This window comes from Priestia sp. YIM B13552, from assembly GCF_042787775.1.
Lineage (GTDB): Bacteria > Bacillota > Bacilli > Bacillales > Bacillaceae_H > Priestia > Priestia megaterium_E.
The window spans coordinates 344,091-366,035 of the sequence record NZ_JBHZOU010000003.1 but is presented as its reverse complement, the minus strand read 5'-3'; the positions used below and the strand labels follow the sequence as shown (position 1 = coordinate 366,035).

24 protein-coding genes are annotated in these 21,945 nt (G+C 34.8%); 17 read left to right on the top strand and 7 right to left on the bottom strand.

The features are described 5' to 3' along the window. Positions 1–201 precede the first annotated feature (201 nt). A complete protein-coding gene (locus ACFX40_RS14020; protein ID WP_377255299.1) occupies positions 202–969 on the top strand; it encodes an ABC transporter ATP-binding protein in 768 nt (255 codons plus the stop codon). Then, on the top strand, positions 966–3,473 hold the full coding sequence (locus tag ACFX40_RS14015; RefSeq protein WP_377255296.1) for an ABC transporter permease: 2,508 nt from the start codon (positions 966–968) through the stop codon (positions 3,471–3,473). The genes ACFX40_RS14020 and ACFX40_RS14015 overlap by 4 nt, the downstream gene beginning before the upstream one ends. Before the next feature lie 135 nt (positions 3,474–3,608). Here ACFX40_RS14015 and ACFX40_RS14010 read toward each other — a convergent pair whose 3' ends face one another. Together ACFX40_RS14010 and ACFX40_RS14005 are read right to left on the bottom strand one after the other, a co-directional pair. Beyond that, positions 3,609–4,073, bottom strand: coding sequence for a hypothetical protein (locus ACFX40_RS14010; protein ID WP_098525030.1), 465 nt, complete (start codon positions 4,071–4,073; stop codon positions 3,609–3,611). Between the two features lie 38 nt (positions 4,074–4,111). Next, positions 4,112–4,612 (bottom strand): hypothetical protein, encoded by a 501-nt coding sequence (locus tag ACFX40_RS14005; protein ID WP_060745586.1) that lies wholly within the window; start codon positions 4,610–4,612, stop codon positions 4,112–4,114. Positions 4,613–4,735: 123 nt separating this feature from the next. Between ACFX40_RS14005 and ACFX40_RS14000 the strand changes: the two genes are divergently transcribed. Beyond that, on the top strand, positions 4,736–5,542 hold the full coding sequence (locus ACFX40_RS14000; protein ID WP_377255293.1) for a hypothetical protein: 807 nt from the start codon (positions 4,736–4,738) through the stop codon (positions 5,540–5,542). Between the two features lie 163 nt (positions 5,543–5,705). Here ACFX40_RS14000 and ACFX40_RS13995 read toward each other — a convergent pair whose 3' ends face one another. Next, positions 5,706–5,930, bottom strand: coding sequence for a hypothetical protein (locus ACFX40_RS13995; RefSeq protein ID WP_255257657.1), 225 nt, complete (start codon positions 5,928–5,930; stop codon positions 5,706–5,708). A gap of 851 nt (positions 5,931–6,781) precedes the next feature. Here ACFX40_RS13995 and ACFX40_RS13990 point away from each other — a divergent pair. From ACFX40_RS13990 to ACFX40_RS13935, 12 genes are all read left to right on the top strand, one after another. After that, complete coding sequence (locus ACFX40_RS13990; protein WP_098792225.1) at positions 6,782–7,195, top strand: GRAM domain-containing protein; 414 nt, start codon at positions 6,782–6,784, stop codon at positions 7,193–7,195. Between the two features lie 346 nt (positions 7,196–7,541). Next, positions 7,542–7,733 (top strand): hypothetical protein, encoded by a 192-nt coding sequence (locus ACFX40_RS13985; RefSeq protein ID WP_098333143.1) that lies wholly within the window; start codon positions 7,542–7,544, stop codon positions 7,731–7,733. A 428-nt stretch (positions 7,734–8,161) separates the two neighbouring features. Beyond that, positions 8,162–8,491, top strand: a complete 330-nt coding sequence (locus ACFX40_RS13980) for a hypothetical protein (RefSeq protein ID WP_098331740.1) — start codon at positions 8,162–8,164, stop codon at positions 8,489–8,491. A gap of 129 nt (positions 8,492–8,620) precedes the next feature. Beyond that, the gene (locus ACFX40_RS13975) at positions 8,621–9,436 is read left to right on the top strand and encodes a protein-glutamine gamma-glutamyltransferase (RefSeq protein WP_098249669.1); all 816 of its coding nucleotides are present in this window, start codon (positions 8,621–8,623) and stop codon (positions 9,434–9,436) included. A 433-nt stretch (positions 9,437–9,869) separates the two neighbouring features. Continuing rightward, positions 9,870–10,343: a DinB family protein gene (locus ACFX40_RS13970; protein WP_098249668.1), complete on the top strand. Its 474-nt coding sequence runs from the start codon at positions 9,870–9,872 to the stop codon at positions 10,341–10,343. 133 nt (positions 10,344–10,476) lie between these two features. Beyond that, a complete protein-coding gene (locus tag ACFX40_RS13965) occupies positions 10,477–10,692 on the top strand; it encodes a DUF378 domain-containing protein (protein WP_013057146.1) in 216 nt (71 codons plus the stop codon). Positions 10,693–10,826: 134 nt separating this feature from the next. Then, entirely contained in the window at positions 10,827–11,012 is a 186-nt protein-coding gene (locus ACFX40_RS13960) for a hypothetical protein (RefSeq protein WP_013083262.1), read from the top strand. A gap of 15 nt (positions 11,013–11,027) precedes the next feature. Beyond that, on the top strand, positions 11,028–11,306 hold the full coding sequence (locus tag ACFX40_RS13955; RefSeq protein ID WP_060745577.1) for a hypothetical protein: 279 nt from the start codon (positions 11,028–11,030) through the stop codon (positions 11,304–11,306). 97 nt (positions 11,307–11,403) lie between these two features. Continuing rightward, on the top strand, positions 11,404–12,210 hold the full coding sequence (locus tag ACFX40_RS13950; protein WP_098525023.1) for a cobalamin-binding protein: 807 nt from the start codon (positions 11,404–11,406) through the stop codon (positions 12,208–12,210). Between the two features lie 18 nt (positions 12,211–12,228). Next, complete coding sequence (gene fabZ, locus ACFX40_RS13945; protein WP_028408452.1) at positions 12,229–12,654, top strand: 3-hydroxyacyl-ACP dehydratase FabZ; 426 nt, start codon at positions 12,229–12,231, stop codon at positions 12,652–12,654. Positions 12,655–12,790: 136 nt separating this feature from the next. After that, positions 12,791–13,066, top strand: a complete 276-nt coding sequence (locus ACFX40_RS13940; RefSeq protein WP_016764214.1) for a hypothetical protein — start codon at positions 12,791–12,793, stop codon at positions 13,064–13,066. A 176-nt stretch (positions 13,067–13,242) separates the two neighbouring features. Continuing rightward, positions 13,243–13,863 (top strand): NUDIX hydrolase, encoded by a 621-nt coding sequence (locus ACFX40_RS13935; protein ID WP_098249664.1) that lies wholly within the window; start codon positions 13,243–13,245, stop codon positions 13,861–13,863. Positions 13,864–13,898: 35 nt separating this feature from the next. Here ACFX40_RS13935 and ACFX40_RS13930 read toward each other — a convergent pair whose 3' ends face one another. Continuing rightward, positions 13,899–14,543: an SDR family oxidoreductase gene (locus ACFX40_RS13930; RefSeq protein ID WP_013057153.1), complete on the bottom strand. Its 645-nt coding sequence runs from the start codon at positions 14,541–14,543 to the stop codon at positions 13,899–13,901. Positions 14,544–14,954: 411 nt separating this feature from the next. On the opposite strand from ACFX40_RS13930, the gene ACFX40_RS13925 reads away from it, so the two are divergent. Then, a complete protein-coding gene (locus ACFX40_RS13925) occupies positions 14,955–16,466 on the top strand; it encodes a class I adenylate-forming enzyme family protein (protein WP_377255290.1) in 1,512 nt (503 codons plus the stop codon). A 35-nt stretch (positions 16,467–16,501) separates the two neighbouring features. On the opposite strand, the gene ACFX40_RS13920 is transcribed toward ACFX40_RS13925, so the two are convergent. Beyond that, positions 16,502–16,960, bottom strand: a complete 459-nt coding sequence (locus tag ACFX40_RS13920) for a MarR family winged helix-turn-helix transcriptional regulator (protein ID WP_013057155.1) — start codon at positions 16,958–16,960, stop codon at positions 16,502–16,504. Between the two features lie 398 nt (positions 16,961–17,358). Between ACFX40_RS13920 and ACFX40_RS13915 the strand changes: the two genes are divergently transcribed. Continuing rightward, a complete protein-coding gene (locus tag ACFX40_RS13915; RefSeq protein WP_377255287.1) occupies positions 17,359–18,321 on the top strand; it encodes a VanW family protein in 963 nt (320 codons plus the stop codon). 43 nt (positions 18,322–18,364) lie between these two features. On the opposite strand, the gene mbcS is transcribed toward ACFX40_RS13915, so the two are convergent. Together mbcS and ACFX40_RS13905 are read right to left on the bottom strand one after the other, a co-directional pair. After that, positions 18,365–19,945 (bottom strand): acyl-CoA synthetase MbcS, encoded by a 1,581-nt coding sequence (mbcS, locus tag ACFX40_RS13910; RefSeq protein WP_377255285.1) that lies wholly within the window; start codon positions 19,943–19,945, stop codon positions 18,365–18,367. 154 nt (positions 19,946–20,099) lie between these two features. Further along, on the bottom strand, positions 20,100–20,798 hold the full coding sequence (locus ACFX40_RS13905; protein ID WP_043982576.1) for a hypothetical protein: 699 nt from the start codon (positions 20,796–20,798) through the stop codon (positions 20,100–20,102). Positions 20,799–21,945: the final 1,147 nt, after the last annotated feature.

Here is a 21,945-nt window from a genome sequence, read left to right as displayed (position 1 = left end):
TGAATGTAGCAGCTTATCTAATAAACTTCTACTTTTTTGTGTTTCTTATAAACAACTAAAAATTTTTCCTTTTTTAACAAAATGTAAAACTATTCCTGTTTTGAAACGTACTAGATATAGTGGGGATTTACGAGGTAGATGTAATAAAAGCGTGAACTACCTTTGCTACTACAAAAAAGAAACTTACTTCGAGGTGAAGACGTGAAAAATAAACATATTTTAGAGGTGAAAAATTTAACTAAAGTTTATAAAGGAGAGGGCTATGAAGTTACTGCACTAAATGATATATCCTTTCAGTTAAGGGTAGGTGAAATGGTTGCTGTTATGGGAACAAGTGGTTCAGGAAAAAGCACACTGCTGAACATTTTAGGAGCACTGGATGAACCAACTAGTGGAACGATTAAATTAAAAGGAATGCTTTCAAAAGATATGTTCCAAGAACCTCAAGCTTCAGCGTACAGAAGAGATAATATTGGATTTATCTTTCAATCATTCCACTTATTAAAGGATTTATCTGTAGAAGAAAACATAGCTCTGCCGCTCGTTTTAAAGGGACTTACATCGGATGTAATTGATTTAAAAGTAAATAACGTTGTCGAGCTCTTGGGCTTAACAGCTTGGAAAAAACACCGTCCTGTACAACTGTCAGGTGGACAACAGCAGCGCGTAGCTATAGGAAGAGCAATTATAACTGAACCACCTATTATTCTGGCAGACGAGCCTACAGGTAACCTTGATTTTAATACTTCCGAAGTCATACTACACACACTAGTAACTACAAAAAATGAACTTAGCCAAAGCATACTTCTTGTTACTCACGACCCTAATGTAGCTACTTATGCAGATCGCGTTCTATTCTTTCATGATGGCTCTATTGTCGATACATATATCTGTAGCGGAAATAGTGATTTGGATCATATACTAGAGAAGTTTAAGATTATTACAAAAGTCGAGAGTCCTAAGATATGAAAACACTACAAGGTTTAGCTTTTCGTTTATTTAAGTCCAATAAATTTATAGTGTTTTCATCTATTGTAAGTATAGCTATTTCTACGATGCTTGTACTTAGTATGGTTTTATTCTCTTTTAATGCGCAGGACACATTAAAAAGTCAATTAAAACAGACTTACGGTGAGATGGATTTGTCTGTAGGGTTTGAGATGGATCAAGGCAAAATTTTGACATCGACTTTAGTGGAAGAAATTCACCAGGATAAAATGGTAGATAAGGTATCAAAAGTATCTATTGCTCATTTGAATCTAAATAAACTAAATACCTCTATCTATACAGTAGGTGTCGAAAATGATTATTTAGCTAAAAGTCGGTATCACTTTTCCAAACCGTTGAATAAGAATTCTGTCGCAATGAACAAAGGACTAGCTAAAGATTTACACGCAAAAGTAGGAGATAAAGTTCTTATAGAAAACAAAACATATACATTAGCAGAAACGGTAAAAGATTTATCCGCTACTGGGGTAGCTCCAGATATGCTAATACTTAATCAAAAAAACGTAAAAGACTATATTCAAGCAAAAGAAAAAAGCAGCGCAGAAGCAACTTATTTATTAATAAAGGCACACAAGAATGAGAGCGCCTTAAAGTTGGCCGATCGTATAAAATCTTATAACAAGAACTTACGTATTGATATAGCTGAACAAGATGCAGGCGTGCAAAATAATTTACAATCCTTACATACATTTATTATTGTTTTATCGGCATTGGTGTTAATTATCACGTCTCTTATTCTCATTTCAAACTTTGAGATTTTGCTTTACAAGATGAGGAATCAGTTCGCCATTATGCGTTCAATAGGAGCCAGTGCTAAACAGATTAGCAAGATTATCATACTTCAAAGCACCGTTATAAACACCGTAGGTACAGGTGTAGGATTTTTGCTAACCTTTTGTAGTCAAAGGTACTTATATAGCTGGTTAGGAAAAGTGTCAGAAATATCTTCCTTTCCATCTGACTTTAACGTAGGTACTGCTGTTACCCTTACAGTTGTAATGTTTGTTATTATTCAATTCTTTTTACTCGTTCCAGCTTATCGAAGTACAAAAGTATTGCCCCTAAAAACAATGCAGACGAACGAGAAAATTAACTATGGTTTTTCCAAGACAAGAGTAGTAGTTTTTAAGGTACTATTAGCACTGTCCTTATTTTTAGTTATAGGAAGCCAAGTATTTCCTACAAGAGGCACATACGGACCTGGGATGTTGCTAATTACAGTTATTTTAGTTTTGCTTGCCTTTATACTAATCTTTCCTATCATAGTGACTAAAGGATTAAAATGGTTTTTGCCATATGGACAAAAAATATTTGGCAAAGAATTTTATATTGCGGTAAAAAACCTAATTCCCCAAGTTAAAAAAAACACAATGATTATCTTAATAATATGCGGATTAATGATCATTACTGTATTTGGGTCAATTACATTTAGAACCATACAAATTAATGGACTAACCTACTTAAAAAAAGAATATGTAATGCCTATTATTGTGGAAACTCGCCTTGATGATTCAAAAATAGATGTAGAAGAACTAACTAGAAAGGCTGAACAATTACCTAACGTAAAAAGCGTTAGCAACATGAGTAATCAGGGCTTAGGAGAGATTTTAAATTCAAAAAAGGTTGCGGATATTCGTTACAACGTGGTTGACTTGAAAAGATTGCAGAAGCAAGGACTTCTAGAGCACTTCTCGTATGTAAAAGGAAGTAATAAAGAGAATAGTATAATAGTGTCTGAAAAATTTGCTGAAAGTCATGATTTAAAAGTAGGTCAGGTACTCCATTTAGGTATGTATGTTGAAAATCAAGATGAATCAATGGTAGAGAGAAATATAATACCTAAGGGAGATTATGTGGTAACAGCTATACCTAATCACCTTCTTGACAATAATGAAGCATTTTTAGATTGGAAAAGCAACAAGTTTAAAGATGTAGATTTTTACCGCCTATACATAGATGCTACGGATGTAAAGGCCGCTGTAAAAGAAATTGAAGGTTTAAAAAGCCAGTATCCCGAATTAAAGGTAAGCAGCTATGATCAATCTGTTAAAGAAGCAAACGAAATGTTTTATCAGCGCTGGGGAATTTTTATAGTTGTTATTGCCACGTTGGTTGTTTCTACCATGGTAGGAGTATTTAATTCATTGGCAAATAATATTTATTCAAAACGAAAAGAATTTGCTATTTTACGCGCGATGGGCATGACGCCAAAATCCATTCGTAAAGTCATTCTTTCACAGGTGAATTTATATATTACGATTGGAGTAATATGTGGAATTGTAATGGGACTTTTAGTGACATTAATTCTGCTATTAATGGATCCAGGGAATTTTGTTATAGCTTATAAAACGATTCTTTCTGTAGTAGTATCAATGCTTGTAGTTAGCACTTTTTTATTCTCATACGTAAGTCGAAAAATATCTGGACAAGATCTTTCTATAGAGCTTACTAATGATAATAGGTGACTTCTCATGTAGATATATTATAATATTAATAAGACCCAATCTCTTTGTAGAGATTGGGTTTTATTTAGATATATTATAATATTAATAAGACCCAATCTCTTTGTAGAGATTGGGTTTTATTAGTTTCTATGTTATTTATTTAACAACAACGTTCCCTACATATTGTGCGTAGCCTCTATCAGTTTGAAGTTCTAGCACATAAACATAATTCCCTTTTTTCTTTGGGAACGTAAAAGTTCTATCTTGTTCGTTTATACTAATATCTTGCTTCGAATTACTAGTGCTTATTGTATAAGAACTAATGTCATTAACAAGAAAATCTTCGCTGTCAAACCTTAAATTTCCTGGTGTTTCAGGGGCTACAGCTAGCTGTTGCTGCTTTTTAGCTCTATTTATACCATTCCTTGTATTTGTTTCCTTTCTGTACTGTTTTCCTTCTTCGCCTCGCCAATCTACATTAGTTTCTTTCAGTTCAACATCCAAAACATCATTGGCCGATAATGTAACCGTAGGGGGAGAGAAGTCATATTCTTCGCCTATACACCCTGATAATCCAACGATAATAAACGTAAACAGAGATAATTTTATAAACCCTTTCATATATAATGTCCCCCTTAACTAGTAAAAAAAATTGCTGCTTAATTTCTCGGAACAGGGGAGAGGTAATAATAAATATCATATTCTTTATCAATATGAGGGACTACTTCAGTATCGGTACGGGTTTCAATTGTCATATTTGATTTTGTTGGGGTACCGGCATAAAAATCGTACTTTACACCTTTTGGAGTCGTTATTTCACTAGTGATATCTGTATTTCCCTTTGATTGTTTGATAATAGCTGGATTCCCATTAAAATACCAACGGATTTTTTGATCCTTTTGAGTTAATGTAGCTGTTCCTACACCTACATTCGATTTTTCTTTAATTGTATAGATAACAATCTTTTCGTTATCTACATATTTGCTTTCACCGATAATATCTTGTATTCCTGTAGACTCTTTTTTTGCATTTTCAAAGGCTTCATCTTCACTAGAATAGAATTCCACGTCTTTTTTACTGTGTACGTTCGTTGCTGAACAAGCCGTTAGTATACTGGCTGACAGTAGAGATGCGAGTAATGCAGAATATACCTTTTTCATACAAACCTCCATTTTATTAATTTCTTTAATTTTAATCTTAATATAAATAGTTAAAATAATCCATTTATGTGATATAGTTGTTCAGTATGTAAAAGTTAAACAACAAAGAAATGGAGTTTCACAATGAAGAATTCAAGAAAGATAGCAGCAGGAGTAGCTGTTCTAATTGTTGCTTTTAGTTTAATGGGATGTACCTCAAAAGAATCAATTAGCAAAAGTACAAAACAAGAAGAAGCCCAAAAAGAAATGAAAATAGAGTTAACGTTTCTCCAAAATGAATGTGATCGTCTTATTAATAAAGATGAGGATGTAGAAAAAACGTTTCAAAGTTATAAAAATGATTTTAATTTGTTATCTGTGTCCGTTAACAGTACTGCAAAGGTTAATAAAATGAATAATGACGAGTTAGAGGTAAGTATCAATAACCTTGAAAAAGATGTGAACAAACTAAATGGAGAAGAGGCTTTAAAAGCTTATACGAAATACACTTCCCCTAAAACAATATATAAAGTGACAATGATGGACAATATGCGTTCTGTTGTAGATGCCACCGATCGAAACGATAAAAGTATAGACTTCTTCTATGATCACCTTCACTCTTCGCAAAAAGAAACTAACAGGGATATAAAACCTACGGTTAATGACATAAAGAATGGACCGGTATACAAACTGAGTATAGTGCAAGATGAATTACAAAAGCATCGAGATGATTTTAGTAAAGAACAGCTTGAACAGTTGGAAACAGCAACGAAAGGTTTTGATTATTCTTTGGATGCTCAATTAAAAACCCTCAGATCATATAAAAACATTGTTAACAATCCGTACACAAGTAATAATTATGACTATGAAGAAGAAGAGAAATATAACGGAGCCCGCACGTACCTTACTGATTTTGAATCGAATTTAGGTGTTGCTAAGCCTGAGTATTAAAAACGTATGAAATGGAGGACAACTATGAAAAAGCATAAAAAAATGTTAATTGCATTTTAATGTTTTTTAAGTCTTTCGATGTTGTAATTCAGCCCATTCAAGAAATAAAAAAGCTGAGACCTAGTGTAAATAGGAGCTCAGCTTTTTTAGTATAAACTAATATTTATATCTTCTTTCGTCTGACCAAAATGAAATGTCCTGCAACCGCTAAAGCAATAGCTAATGCAATATTCTTTACAGCTAACAGGATAATCCTTGGATACAACTGCATATCTATAGAGAATGACATTACGTTATATATCGGAATGTCCCTAGTCGTCCAATATTTGACCGCTATATATGTTAATAAAATAAATAGCGGAATAGCAATGTTTCGTGATAATACCATAAGGAAAAATCCTAAGTAACAGTACAACACAGTTTGAGGAACATAAATAATAGTTAAATTAAATAATGATATGTAAGGATAAGGGTACCTTAATGTAATAGAAATCAGTAATACAAAAAATGCCGCTAGAAAAATAAGAAAGAAAGATGTCACTCTAATAAGGCCGTAAGATAAAATAGGTTTCGAGGAGTTAGGTGTTAACTCAGCTGTTTTATCTTTATCAGCAGAGTGATTTAAAAATAAGTATACGGACCACCAACCGGCTATAGGACATACAACAAATTCTATTATTCTTGATATATATTGAAGACTTTCTAGATCAGGGGAAAAGCATGTATAAAGTATTACAATTAAAATAATTAAAAAAGGTACATAGAAGTCTATACCCATTGATTTAGCTTCGGACGAGATGTTTATTTTTTTAACGAAGGCCATTAGCATTTTCCTTTCTCTTAATTATAAGAGCGTAGTTACAGAAATAACCAAGTGTAACTGGTAGAGTTCTTACGCATCAAATTAAGAAGTTACTAGTGTATAATTAAAACATATTTAGAAAAAAAAGTAAAATAAAAATGTGATAATTTGTTAATATAAAAATTGAAGAAGATTACGCGTTTAGTAAACCTCCCCAAACTCCAAAAACGTATCCTTCCTATAAAGTTTTTGAAGTTTGGGGAGATTAACAAAAAGTGCTTGTGTATTTAAATATCCAAGCACTTTTTTGTATGAATTATTTTAACTAGAAAGATTAATCAGGTGGCAGATACCTAAAATTTACAAAAAAGTGTAATTATTATAAAATTTAGTTAGCTGTAATTTAAAAAGAAGTGATTTCTATAGGGGGAGAGAGTATGAGTTTAAAAGAAAGAGCAACTAAAGAGTTTAAAGAAAAGATAGATAGCGACGAAGAAATTAGAGAATCTATTTTAACTTACTATGAATGTGAAAGTGGATTTTCGGGACTTGTAGGTGTACCAAATGGAAATTCTGTACCTATTCGAGGTGTTTTAGCTTATACAGAAAAAAGCCTACTTTTTTACGGAGAAGTTTTCTCTAAGTTGCCTATTATATTACATATCCCATTCAATAAAATCAGAGAAATAAAAACTGGAAAGCAAATCCTTACAATTTTCAAATCAACTCTTACGATGGTTGTTGTTCATAATGATCAAGAAATTTTCTCTACACGGGGAAACAAGGAGGACTTTTCTAGGTTGAAGTCGTTTTTTGAAAATGTGAATGAAGAAGTATTTCTTGCTAAATAGGTAGTACCAAGATAAGCCTAGACTTAAAAATTAGGCTTATCTTGGTATGGCGTTCGCTAATAACGTACTTTTTAAGAAAGGATTTGGTTGTGTATATAGAAAGTACGTTAGACGTTAGGATGCTATTTCAGTTCACAGAGAGGTGGTAATTATGAGTAAAAGAGATAAAGGGTTTTGGATAACTTACCTTGTGTTTGCAATTATTATGCTATTAATCTACAAATATATACCGGCTGAAAACGGATTTCTCGTTATTGTTTTGTTTCCTCTAATTTATTGGTTCATCTACGAATTTATATTAAGGTCTAAGAAAAGAAGAAGCAATGGTTAAGGAGGGGCGATTTGCTTGTTTTGGAATTATCTTAACATGTCAACAGGACTTATAATAGCTTTAGCAAACATTTTTAATTCTGCATTCCAAGGAAGTATGCGTTGGATTATGGTTGGGTGTGGTTTGTTAATTTTTATATACAATTTAATAGTAACTTTTGATCAAAAACAAAATGGAGCGGTTAATCAAAATAAAGAACAGAACTAACTAAAAGGCTCGTGGAGAACAAGTTCATTTTAAGCAAAATTTAATGAAGAGGGACATTTCGAAAAGAAGTATAAACATTTACCTAGTAGATTGCCAAGAAATTTTAGCTTCTAAATTCTATATAAGTAAAAGGGCTATCGAGATTGAAAGGAAGAGAGTGAAATAAAAATTAAAAAAACAAAGTTATTAAACATATTAGGACTTTTATTAATAATGAGCGCTACGCTTTATCCAGCTGGCTACATAAAATCACTTTATACTTTCATAGCGCTATATGGTGTAGGTATGACTGTAATTTTAACTGTAGGAATTGTATCTAGAAAAAGGCGTTAATTGTTTTAGGGAGTTTAAAGTACTTAAATTCACTTTTTTTATAGGTGAGGTAACGAAGATTCTGGAGTGAAAATTTTATAGGAAAGAGGGAAGTAATGGACGTTCAAAAGGTAGCAAACTTATTTTTGATTTTTGTCTTAATTGCAGCAGGCATTTCATTGGTAATTGGCTTTGTTGTTGCTGTGAGAAGTACAAACTATAAGAAGGGATACATAAGTACTTTTATATCCAGTGTTTTCTTTTTAATACTTATTGTGAACTGGTATGATAAAGCATCTTCAAACGTTTTTATGGGGACAATACCTTGGATTTTAAATGTTATTGCCGTCATTATTGTGTTACCACTGTACGTGTTAGTTGCTCGCTTTATATTTAAAAAGGTTACAAAAGGACAAAAAGGAACAAAAGAAAAGATTATTGGTTAAATTACTTTCTTTCATCGTTTTTTTTAATCTTCACGATTTTAAATAAATGAAGATACACAAAATCTTTTTTTATCAATATCCTGTTAGAGAAAGTGATTGATATCATTTTCTGTAAAGGAGAGAACGTCTATGATTAAAGTTAACCAACAAATTGTGAAAATAAGTGATCTAAATAATAGTTCGTTAACGAAAGAAAAAGCAGACATTTTAAAACAGATGGATGCCTATAGGGAAGTGTATGAGTATGCTACATTTGACCAGCTTGATTTTGATGTATCTGTTAAATTACAAATTATTGAATCGTCTGTATTGCTGCGTAAAAGCGGCGCCAGGTTTGCTACATTTGCACGTTCTAGGTGTAACGAAAAGTATTGGAAACGAACCGATAACGGAGGGTTTCAGCTACTGCCTACCGTTTCTCCTCATCAGGCCATCGATGATATTTTTTACAATGGACACGAATATGCGTTTGAGTGTGCGACGGCTGTTATTATCATCTTTTACAAAGCTGTATTAAATAATATTGGAAAAGCAAACTTTAACAGGCTTTTTGCTGATCTTTACTTACACGATTGGCAATACGATGAAGATCTTGAGCTCCATGGTTATAAAGGATCTGACTACTTGCCTGGAGACTGTGCGTATTTTAAAAACCCTGATTATAATCCTGAGACTCCTCAGTGGAAAGGTGAAAACACAATTGTATTAGATGAAACTTTATATTTTGGTCATGGAATTGGAATTACAACGCGGGAAAGAATTATTGAAGTGTTAAATTTAAAGAGAAAAGACAACGCAAAGCAATCAGCTTACCTGTCAGATGAAATTGTCAGGCTTCACACCGCTCACCTCAGTTATTTTGCAGTTAGATACGAACCTGTTGTTTGGTACGACAGAAACAGCGCTATTATTTCCACCATTGGGTCGATTACGTATGTAGCTTGATTGATCAAGGTTTTGATACTTTGGTCTTTTTTTTGTAAAAAGGAAAGAATTACATGAAGGTAAATTTAAGAATTCAAAAGGATTTTATGTATAAAAGAAGAATCCATTTAATACACAGGTCTTAAAACTAAAAGGAAAGGAGGAGATTACCATTAAAAATCGTGATAAAAGACGCAAGAGAAAACGCGGCGCATTAAAAGATTATCTAAAAAATAAGCTAGGTCAGCTAAAACCGAAGCCAAATAAAGGACCTGTCTCAAATTTGAAGTCTTCTGCTTAAAACATCCCCCTAGTTTTTATATAGGGGGATGTTTCTTTTGAATTTTCTTTTATTTTAAGGTTTAAATGTTATGAGTGGCATTTAAGGGATAATTTGTGCACAATAGACATTGAATAGTTTATCTAATACGACAACGTAAGGAGAGATTAGACGATGGAAAACATGATTTTAAAACATATGGACGTTGTAAGAGGAATTACGATTAGTATCCTTGAAAAAACAACAGAAGAGGCAGCGGACATCACACCAAAAGGATTCAATAACAATATCCGCTGGAATCTTGGACACATTGCCTTTATTCAAGAAAAACTTGTGTTTGGCTTAGCTGGTGAACCGATGCAAACGCCAGAGAGTTATGAAAGCTTTTTCGGCGCAGGAACAAAACCTGCAGATTGGACGGAGGCTGCTCCTTCTCTTGAAGAAATTGCGAATGTGTTGAAAGATCAAGCACATCGTATTAAAGAGTTCATGCCCCAGCAGTTTGATAAGCAGTTAATCACACCTTTTACAAACAAAGCCGGCATCAACTTTACAACAGTTGGTGAAACGTTTTTATTCAGCTTCTATCACGAAGCGATGCATGTAGAAACGATTAAACAAATCGGGAAAGCTGCAGCTGCACAATAAGAAAATAAAAAAGAATAAATCACATATTCTTTATAACTATTTTACATAGCGCCTATGCATATACTGATCTATACAGCGCATAAGATGTAACATGAGCTGCTTTTCCTAATGCAGTTCGCAAGGAGGTGACAACGTGAAATTTCTTTCAGGTTTAACGACTCTTCTTGTGATTTTAGGCGGTTTAAATTGGTTAGCTGTAGCATTAGGCGTGAATGTAGTAGAAGAGCTATTTGGCTCTTGGGATTGGTTAGTAACAACGATTTATTGGTTAGTTGGCCTGTCTGCTCTTTATCAAATTTTTGATAAGTTCTTCGGAACGGGAGCGAGTGTCAAAAGCAAAGCGCTATAATAAATATTATTTTTTATTATCTCTTTAGGGAGTTTGAATGTATATTCAAACTCCCTTTTTCATGGATAAAAGACGTGACAACTTTACAAAATACGGTAAAATAAGGTAATAACCAAAAAAATAGGAGGGATGAGATGGAGCTTTGGGGTGTAGTACCTATCTTAGTGTTTGGAGTTCTTTATATAGGAATCATTGCTGGTATTATAGCTGTTATCGTTATAGTGTTAAAGCGAATGAAAGAGAGAAATCAATATTTACGTGAAATACGGGATGAACTGAGAAATCAAAACAGAGCAACTATAGCAGAAAATAAAGAATAGAAGAGGGTTTAATAGATGAAGAAAAGTGTACTTCCCATATTTTTTATCGTAAATCTTTTTTTTATTTACTGTTTATTATTTAATCAAGGATACATCTTTCAGCTAAAGAATCTACCTTACATATGGGCTATTTATTTACTTCTTGGCACCTGTTTAGCTTTTTATTATATGCTGCGATATAAACCAAAAAAAGACGGACAGGTGTTGCTTTCAATCGGCATTTTAACTACAAGTATTAGTTCACTTGGCTGTTTAGGTTTCTTTTACTTCTTTTATCACGCGATGGGCGGATAAAGAGCACGAAAAGCAGGGACTTCAGTGAAAGTCTCTGCTTTTTATATTTGGATCTATTGTATAATAGAAAAAAAGAAATGAATGCAGGAGGGGAACTATGCGAATTGTTTCGCTTTGTCCAAGCAATACAGAACTAATAGCGTATTTAAAATGTGAGCATTTGCTCGTAGCAATTGATGATTATTCCGATTGGCCGCAGTCTATTCAAGGTCTGCCGCGTTTAGGTCCCGATTTATCTATTAATATGGATGCGGTGGAAGAAGCTAAACCCGATTTAGTCCTAGCATCACTAAGCGTTCCTGGAATGGAGCGAAATATTGAAGAACTTAAAAAACGAAAGCTTCCTTATGTCGTATATAATCCTAATTCGCTAGAAGATATCCGTCAAAATCTACAGGATTTAGGTCAGCGATTAAACATTGCAACAAAAGCAGCTGAACTGTTAAAGCGTTATGATCAGTTTCTTTCTACATATAAAGGGATTGCAAATCAAATTGATGAAAAAGCCACTGTATACTGGGAATGGTGGCCAAAACCTGTCTTTACTCCTGGCAAAGCAAACTGGCTGACTGAAATTAGTGAGTTAGCGGGAGGAGAAAATATATTTGCTGATCATAAAGAAGCAAATGTACAGAGTAATTGGGAAGAAGTGTTCAAACGAAATCCACAACATATTTGTCTGGCTTGGGTAGGCGTGCAGACAAACAAAGTAAATCCGACTATTTTACATAAAAGACCCGATTGGTCCGATATGTGTGCCATTAAAGAACATCGCGTACATGTACTAGAAGAATGGCTGTATTGTCGTCCTTCACCTAGGCTGCTGTTAGGGTTAAAAAAACTCGCGGCGCTTCTTCATCCAGATACGTTTCCTGCATTTGACGGCAAGGACCCCTTATTATAAGAAAAAGGAGCGATACATATGAAAGATATAAAACAAATAAAACATACCATTCAACACCGCTATCCTTTTTTACTTGTTGATCGCATCTTAGAGCAAGAAGAAGGAAAGCTTGCGATAGGGATTAAACAAGTAACAGCAAATGAACCTTTTTTCCAAGGCCACTTCCCGGACTATATGGTAATGCCAGGGGTACTTATTGTCGAAGCTCTTGCCCAGCTCGGTGGGTTTGCTATGGCTGCGGATGACCAACAAAAAGGAAGACTTGCCTTTTTAGCGGGAATAGACGAATGTCGTTTTAAGCGTCAAGTAAGGCCAGGAGATACACTGCGTTTAGAATTTGAGGTTCTCAAGCAGCGCGGAAAGATTGTAAGAGGAAAAGGAAAAGCATTTGTAGACAGCGAGTTAGCTTGTGAAGCGGTCATTACCTTTGCTCTTGATATATAATACAAACCAGGATAAAGCGTATTGAAGGAAACCGCCTTATGCTATAAGGCGGTTTTTTGTAAATACCTTAGTCAAACTTCCTTTTGATGAAAGAAGAAACGGGGTATAGAAGAAAAAAGGGAGAGGGGAGAATGCGGTGAGAACATTAACGGAAGTTGTTGTATTACTCACACTATTGGGTACGTATATAGGCATCTCACTACTTGTTTACAAACGGAAAAGAACGAATCCGTTTTTCTACAGCATTTACTTTTATTTAGCTACTAGCGTCATTTTGATTTGCTTGGTTATCTTTTGGCTTCAGCTTCGTTTTGGACTCACTGATAAGCAAGTAGGAGGATTGCTTATCAGTGTGGTTGCATTCTTTTTACTTATTTATGGGTTGTTAAAGACAAAACAAAAAGACAGGTAGCCGGTGCTATCTGTTTTTATTTATATCTATGTTATATATTTTTATCAATTGCAGTGTCAATTAAATGGATCTCTTCATATACTAAAGATAACAGCTTTCTTTTGCAGGTTAGTTGACATCGTAGCTTATAACTCGCTATTCTTTTGATAATTCATTTTGTGAAAGGAAGTGGACGTATGGATGCATCCCGTATTATAGCTAAGTTAGAAAATCGGATACCGACAATTCTTGGAATGGAGCAGTTTTCTCGCTTCGGTATTCTTGTTCCGCTTATTGAAAAAAAAGGGGAACTACATGTTTTATTTGAGGTAAGAGCGCTCGATTTACGAAGACAGCCCGGAGAAATTTGTTTTCCAGGAGGGCGTGTCGAGAAGACGGATGCAGACGAAAAAGAAACAGCTATCCGTGAAACATCTGAGGAGTTAGGGATTACGCCTGAATCTATTCAGCAAGTACAAGCTTTAGATTATATCGTTTCTCAATTCGGAACAATCATTTATCCTTATGTAGGTTTTATTGATGAGTCGCTTGAACTTCGACCGAATCCTTCGGAAGTAGCAGAAGTATTTACCGTGCCTCTTTCTTTTTTTCAGCGTACCGAACCTGATATACACAATATCCATTTTAGAGTAGAACCTGAACATAATTTTCCTTATGACGCGATTATTGGTGGTGAAAATTATAATTGGCAAACAAGAGAGATGGAAGAACATTTTTATTACTATGAAGATCGAGTCATATGGGGACTGACAGCAAAAGTGATTTATCATTTAATACATGTACTAAATGATAAATAAAAAGCAGCGAATACGGATTCGCTGCTTTTTTTATATTAAATAGATTGAATAGCCTCTGCGATAGGCGTATCGCCTGAAACTAAATCAAAAGAACGTCCGAATGTATGATCTTCACTTAGCGTTTCCACTACTACACGCGCTACATCTTCGCGAGGAATGGATCCGCGCTCTTTGTTCTCCCCAGCATCTACACGTCCTGTTCCTGGTTCGTTTAACAATCCGCCTGGTCGAACAATTGTATATGTTAATCCGCTTGCTTCTAAGATTTTATCTGCATAATGTTTGGCTACATAGTAAGGAATTAGTGAAGTATTCCAGTTTTCACGGTGATGTGCTTGAAGTGCGCTTACCATCACAAATCGTTTAATACCTAAATCTTCTGCGGCTTCCATCGCTTTTACCGCACCGTCTAAATCAATTAAAAGTGTCTTATCATGGCCTGTATTTCCGCCTGATCCTGCACTAAAGATAACGGCGTCACAGCCTTTCATCACTTCCTTAATTTCATGTACAGTGCCTTCTAAGCTTGCAAAAGCCGTTTCGATACCTCTTGCCTCAAGTTCTTTTGCTTGTTCTTCTTTACGAACCATCGCACGTACAGTGTGCACATCACTTTCATTCAAAATGTTTACAATATGTTTGCCTACCTGACCATTCGCACCAATTACAAGAACTTTCATGTCTAAATTTGCTCCTTTCAAATCCAAATGCTTATATATTATTGTTTCATATTCACCGTTTTCATTCAATAAATGAGCTCAAAATCCGGTGAATAAGGGGAAAGTAAGAAAATATATTAAAAAAATGAAAAACAAGAAATAAAAACTAATTTACAAACAAAAAAAGGAAAAAAATAGTTCATTAAACCCAGTGTCTGAACTGTTTAAATTTTGTAAAATTTTCTCAAACCCTTGGTAATACAACAGTTCTTAAAAACAGTATCTCTTTTAACATTTCCCGATACAACCTATATAAACACATTTTGATAATTTTAAACTTTTACTTCGGAAAATTTTTTTGTTATTATGTTTTAGTCATTAAAATATTTATGAACGAAATATTTAGTCCGAGCGGACAAAGGAGAGGATAAAATGAACACATTACAATACTTAGTCGCAGAACGTGCAGAGATTTCTCCTCAACATGAAGCACTAGTTGAACATAATGAACGTTATACATTTAATGAATTTCATGAAAAAGTGAATCAATTGTCTCATTACTTCTTAGAGAAAGGAATTCAAAAAGGAGATCGTATTGGTATTTTAGCTCATACAAGCATTGCTTACCCAGTCGTTACAATGGGGATTTTACAAGTGGGAGCAGTCGTTGTTCCATTAAGTAAGAGCATGACACCTTATGAACTTGATAGCATTATTACGAGCGGACAGTTAAAAGCGATTATCCACCACAACGAATTTACGTCTGTATTAGAAAAAGCGGAACAAACGGATGGACTTAGCTTTACGTTAAAAATTGAGAATGCAAAAGAATTTACAGCTCAATTCTCAGCGTATGATACAAACACACCAGAAGCACTTCCTGAAGTACTTCCTGAAGATCTAGCATTGATGATGTTCACATCTGGTACAACAGGTAAGTCAAAAGGATGTATGATTGCACACGGATCGGTAAGTGCCTTTTTAAATTCTGGCGGACAGGAAGAACGTGCAAATATTGATAAAAGCATGCGTTATTTGTTTGTTCATCCATTCTTCCACATGAGTTCGATGAGCATTTTATTTATGTGCATCAACACAGGAAACACAATGGTATGTTCTGAAGAAACAGATCCAGCTAAAGTAATTGAGGTAATTGAAAAAGAAAACATTAAAATGCTGTTTGCACTACCACCGGCATTAAAATACATTGTAGAAGAGCTTGAAAAAGGAGATCACTATGATTTCCCTCTAAAACTTGCTGTGTCAGGCGGAACAAAAGTATCTGAGTCTTTAATTGAACAATATGATCGTAACGGAATGATTTTAGCTCAAGGGTACGGAAGCACAGAAGCTTGGATTATCAGTTCATGGCATCCTCAAATGGGATGGAAGAAAGTAAGCTCTGCTGGAAAACCTGCTCCACATGTGGAAGTTAAAATTGTAGACCCCGAAACACGTCAAGAAGTTTCAACTGGAGAAAAAGGTGAAGTACTCGTACGAAGCCCTTATCTTTTCAAAGGCTACTGGCAAAACGAAGAAGCAACAAACGCTGTCTTACAAGATGGCTGGTTAGCGATGGGTGATGCAGGTCGATTAGATGAAGACGGATTTCTTTACATTGAAGGACGCTATAAAGATGTAATTGTATATGGAGGAGACAACATCTACCCAGATCAAGTAGAAGAAGTTGTCCTAGCAGCAGATGGTGTGTTAGAAGCGACAGTTGTCGGCATGCCTGATGATGTGTACGGCGAAGTTCCATATGCATTTGTTGTTAAACAAGAAGCATCTGCTTTAACTGAAGAAGATGTAGTGAACTTCTGTAAAGAACGATTAGCACCATACAAAGTGCCAACTGTTGTATTTGTTTCATCACTTCCTAAAAACAGCGTAGGAAAAGTGTTAAAAAACGAAGTGAAAAAACAAGCCTTAGCATACGCATAATAAAAAAGCGGCCTTTATAGCCGCTTTTTTTATATTTATTGCTGTAATTTTTGAGATATTTTTTTCATAATGTGAAAGTATTGATCTCTTTCTTCTTCTGATAAGTGTGAAAGTAAATCTGACCAAAAATCGACACGAGTAGCTTGCAATATTTCGACAACTTTTTCGCCTTTTTCTGTCAACTCTACCCACACGCTTCGGCGGTTTTGCTTTTTATAAATACGATTCACAAGCTCATCATCTTCTAATTGATTTAATACAATGGTGATAGCACCAGGTGAGAGCCCGAGTACTTTTGTGATATCGCTAACAATACAGCTTTTTTTATCGTGAATGGTCTTTAAGATTGCCTCTTTTGTTGAAGTTAAATGGTATGGAAGCAAATCATATTTCTCACCGATTACGGTGTTTTTATATTTTAAAAGAGCTTCTTTTACATGATCTATACTTTCTAGCTGATGACTAATCTCTTCTTTGCTATAACGTTCAGTCAAGCGTAAATCCTCCTCATAAAACAAATTCCATTTTTACCATTATACCATGTATAATGCCCATAGAAAAATGAACAACACCGCGAAAATTGTCAGAAAAATTTTAAAATAATTACCATAATTCGTTAAAAAATCCTTGTTTTCGTGCTATTATATATAAGAATAGTAATAATAGGAAACGCATACAACATTTGTTTCTATTGAGTTCATAAGAAAAAATGGGGTCTATGAACATCATTCCGCTTTACCTCGTGTGTTGAACAAAAAAAAAATATAAAAAATGGTGATTATTCACTTTGGCAGATCATCTTTTACAAGATGTTTGTATAAAATGAATGTATACATATTTTTATAGAAAAAACATATTGAGGTAAAGCCGAGATATGGGGGGATTCAATTACATGAAGAAAGTCTTAGGGGCGCTTTTGCTTGGCGCGACAATTGTTAGTGCGTTTATTGCGTACAGCATGTATACCAATCATTCTGCAAAGCAAACAGCTGCGATAGAACAAAAACAAGCGGCTAAAAAACCAGAAAAAAAGGCTGAGAAAAAGAAAAAGCCAGTCCTCAAAGTCGAAGAACTGACGTATCAGTTAAAAGATTCCCGTACAGGAGAAGTAATGAAAGAATTCAAGCCGGTTCATTACAAGGATAAAGGTGTATATGATCAAGAAATTAAACAGTTAGCGTCTGAACTGGCAAAAGGGATCGACACGCCTATGCAAAACATAAAAATGGATGCAAACGGATCGTTAACCGGCGGGTCCAAACAAATCATTTTAAAAGAAGCAGAGCTTGTTAAAAATCTGCAGAACTTAAATACGAAACAATTGGATGTAAAGGTTCCAATTTACGAAACCGCTCCAAATGTAACGGCAGCATCTGCTCAAGGGATCGCTGATGTATCGCTAGCTTCGTATTCTACACGGTTTCGTCCAAGTGATACAAGTCGAAACAGAAATGTTCAGCTATCCGCAGAAGCCATTAACAACGTTGTATTAGGTCCTGGAGATTCATTTTCTTATAATCAAACAGTTGGGGAGCGCACAGCAGAAAGAGGCTATCAGCCTGCTCCTGAAATCATCAACAAACAGCTGGTGATGGGAATTGGCGGAGGGATCTGCCAAACATCTTCTACGCTATTTAATGCTATTGACGGTGCTGGTCTCCAAGTGACAGCTAGGTCTCACCATTCAAAACATGTAGGTTATGTACCGGCAGGAAGAGATGCAACCGTATCGTGGGGAGGACCTGATTTTAAGTTCACAAATAACAAAGATTACCCTGTCATCATTAAAGCATATGCAAACGTAAATACGGGTGTTTTAACGGTAGATGTTCGTACTTCACAGCGTGCTATCTAATAAAAAAAGACGTATCCTAACAGATACGTCTTTTTTTCATTTATTATGCTTTTTGTTGCTCGCGTTCACGAAGTTCCACACGTCGAATTTTACCTGAATTAGTTTTTGGCAATTCATCAATAAATTCAATTACGCGAGGATACTTGTAAGGTGCAGTTAAAGTCTTTACGTGATTTTGCAGCTCTTTAATAAACCCTGCATCTGTTGTTTTTACATGATCGACAAGAACAACATATGCTTTTACAACATGGCCGCGATCAGCATCTGGGCTAGCTATAACGGCACATTCTTTCACCGCTGGATGCTTAATTAACGCATCTTCAACTTCAAATGGCCCAATTGTATAGCCGGAACTGATAATGATATCATCTCCGCGTCCTTGGAACCAGTAATAGTTATCTTCATCTTTAGAAGCGCGGTCACCTGTTAAATAGTAGTTTCCTTTATACGTTTTCTCAGTGCGCTCCATGTCTTTATAGTAGTGCTTGAAAAGAGAAGGGAGGTCTCTACGAACGGCAATGTCTCCAACTTCTCCAGGCTCACAAGGTTGGCCGTCTTCATTAATGATTTCTACAAACCCTTCAAGCATCGGTTTACCCATTGAACCAATCTTTGTTTTTACACCTTTTAATGTACCGATTAAAAGAGTATTCTCCGTTTGACCGTATCCATCACGTACTTGGATATTAAAATATTTTTTAAACACATTAATCACTTCTTCATTTAGCGGTTCTCCTGCAGATACAGCGCTATGAAGGTGAGACAGGTCAAAACGTTCAAGCTCATCAATTTTAGCCATAAAGCGGTACTCTGTTGGCGTGCAGCACAGTACGTTTACTTTTTCATCCTGTAAAATTTCTAAAAACTTTTTAGGTTCAAAACGTCCGTTATAGATAATGCCTGTTGCACCTTGTCCAAGTACAGATAAAAACGGAGTCCAAATCCATTTTTGCCAACCAGGACCTGCTGTTGCCCAGACCGTATCGCCTTTTTTAATATCTAACCATTCAGCAGCTGCGATACGAAGGTGAGCATAAGCCCATCCATGAGTATGAACAACGCCTTTTGGCTGTCCTGTTGTACCAGATGTATAAGGAAGGAATGCCGTATCATCCTTAGTTGTTTTAGCTGCTTGGAACTGTTCTGATGCAGCCGCTGTAAGTGACTCTAAGCGCGTCCATGACGTAACATCAGCACCAAACGTAATTTTATGTTGTAGAGAAGTAGGGAAGTTTTCAATCTTATCGATCTCATTGCAGAAAGGATGGTAAGAAATAATCGCTTTTGCTTCAGCGTGATGTAAACGATATTGGATATCTTTTGCGCGTAATAGTTCTGAAGAAGGAATTACAATAATACCTGCTTTTAAGCATGCTAAGTAAATAGCGTACGATTCAATAAGGCGAGGTGCAATAACCAAGACATGATCGCCTTTTGTTAAACCTAGCTCTGTTAACCCGTTTGCCACTTTATTGGCTTTTGCTAACAGCTGATTATATGTAATTTCTTCACGTGCACCGTCAGCGTCCTGCCACTTTAACGCAAGCTGATCGGATGCATGTTTTTCAATTTCCTCTGTTAAGTTGTAATGTTCACTTGGAACTAAATCTTTTAGTTGAATCATAAAAACGACTCCTTATATTATAGATATCAATGATTTTTATCATTACTATTATTATATTACTAACTATTAGTACTTGCTACTAATTTGTTTTGAGTTTTAGTAAAAAGCAAAAAAAGACCCGCTTATCTTATTAAGACAGCGGGTATAACGTATGTTATTTAAATAAGCTCCATTTTGTATGAATAGGTACTAGCTCTTCTTCAGACTCGTCCTCTTCGTATAAACCACGTTCTTTTAAATACTCCACAAAATATAAGTCTGCTTCCTTACGTTCATCATAAGGCTTGATCGATAAAACAAACCCTACTTTATGCTGATCTTCATTTTCAACGCCGGAGAGATACGCTTTTACATTATGCTGCAAGAACAGCTCTTTGGCAGGAATAATTAAATCTTTAACGAATTTCGACAGCAATTCCAGCTCAAAGTCGAAGGTGAACTTAGCAATTTTTTCTAGATCTGCAAATACCACGCCGATAAAACTCGTATTATGTATTTCGTAGTCTTTCGTTTTTTCATCCCACTCAATATGTCCGATTTCCTTTAAGTAATTAATAAAATACCCAATGCCTTCATTGCGGCCAAAAGGCTGTTTAGAAAGGACTAAACCAATCTTCTTGTACTTAGGAAGGTACACGCATGAGATAGCGGCTTCAACTTTATGCTGTTGAAATAAGTGCGTTGCCCCTTGAAGCAAGGCATCTAAGACATGATGGGTAATTTTCATTTGCTTACGAGGAAAGTGATATTCATTGCGTGCTAATTCATTTGTATCAGCAAACGTTGCTCCAATAAAGCCTGTATTGGATAGGGTAGGAGGGAGCTTCTTTCTTTTTCTTTTTCGTACCGTCATTCAAAAACACTCCTTGTGATCATCAATACGATAAAAATCAAACGAACATACGTTCTTATCTAATGATACAAAAAATGTGTCGAAAAGTAAAGATAAGTTAACGGAGAATTTGAAATTTTATAATAAAAGTAACTAAGGTTTGTAAAACGTAGCGGTTAGTAGAAATTAAAGAGGAGAGGGGGAGCAAAAAATAAAAGGCTGCAGATGAAAAGCATCCACAGCCTTTTATATATTCATTAACGAGCTTCTGTTAAAGCTACCATATCTTCATCATCTAAATCGATATCTACGTGACAATCCATTGTATGAATTGTTTTATCTTCATGATTTCCATAATAAATTGTAATGTTCATGAGTATCGCTCCTTTAAAACTGGATAATGACATCCAATTTATACCGTCATCTATTTGTTTAATATTATACCCGATGAAAAAGGAAACTACAACTAAAATCACTAAAAAGCTGATAAGAAAGGGGTTTTCAGTGATTTTAACAAGAAATCAGACAGAATAAAAATACTAATTTGTGTATTTTATTACAGGAAATACGAGGTTTTCACTTTTATAAATGAATAAAAATCCATTTAATACAAACATATGTACTGAATGAAAAATATACGTTCTGTAGCAAATAAATCCTTAAAAGATTAAACGTAAACAGATTTTATCAATTTGCAAAGAGTTTATTGAGAATACGATGAGAAAAAATAAATGAGTATAAAATCTAAATCCTACAAGTAAACTCATTTATTTTTCAAAATCTATAAATATAAATCGAACTGATCAAACCCAAAAACAATCTGGTGAAATCGATATGCATTCTATAAAATCATAGCAAGATTTGTTCTAATTGAACAAATCTTGCTGATAATTAGTTTAGTGAGTTAAATCATATAAACACAAACCCTATCTCATTTTTTAAATTCTGTCTCAATATCATAAGTATACTTTTATATTGAGACAGAATTTTCGTTTCATCTATTGGTTCCTAGAATATATATTATGTAAACTAGAAAAAGAAATAAAATCGTTAGGGTCTCCCTTGCTCTTAGACCCTTGGAATGTCTATCACCTTTTGCTTTTTCTTTAAAGTGTATAGATTTGTTTTCAAGTGAGCTGGTTTTACTCTCGTGATTTTAATTTGGGGC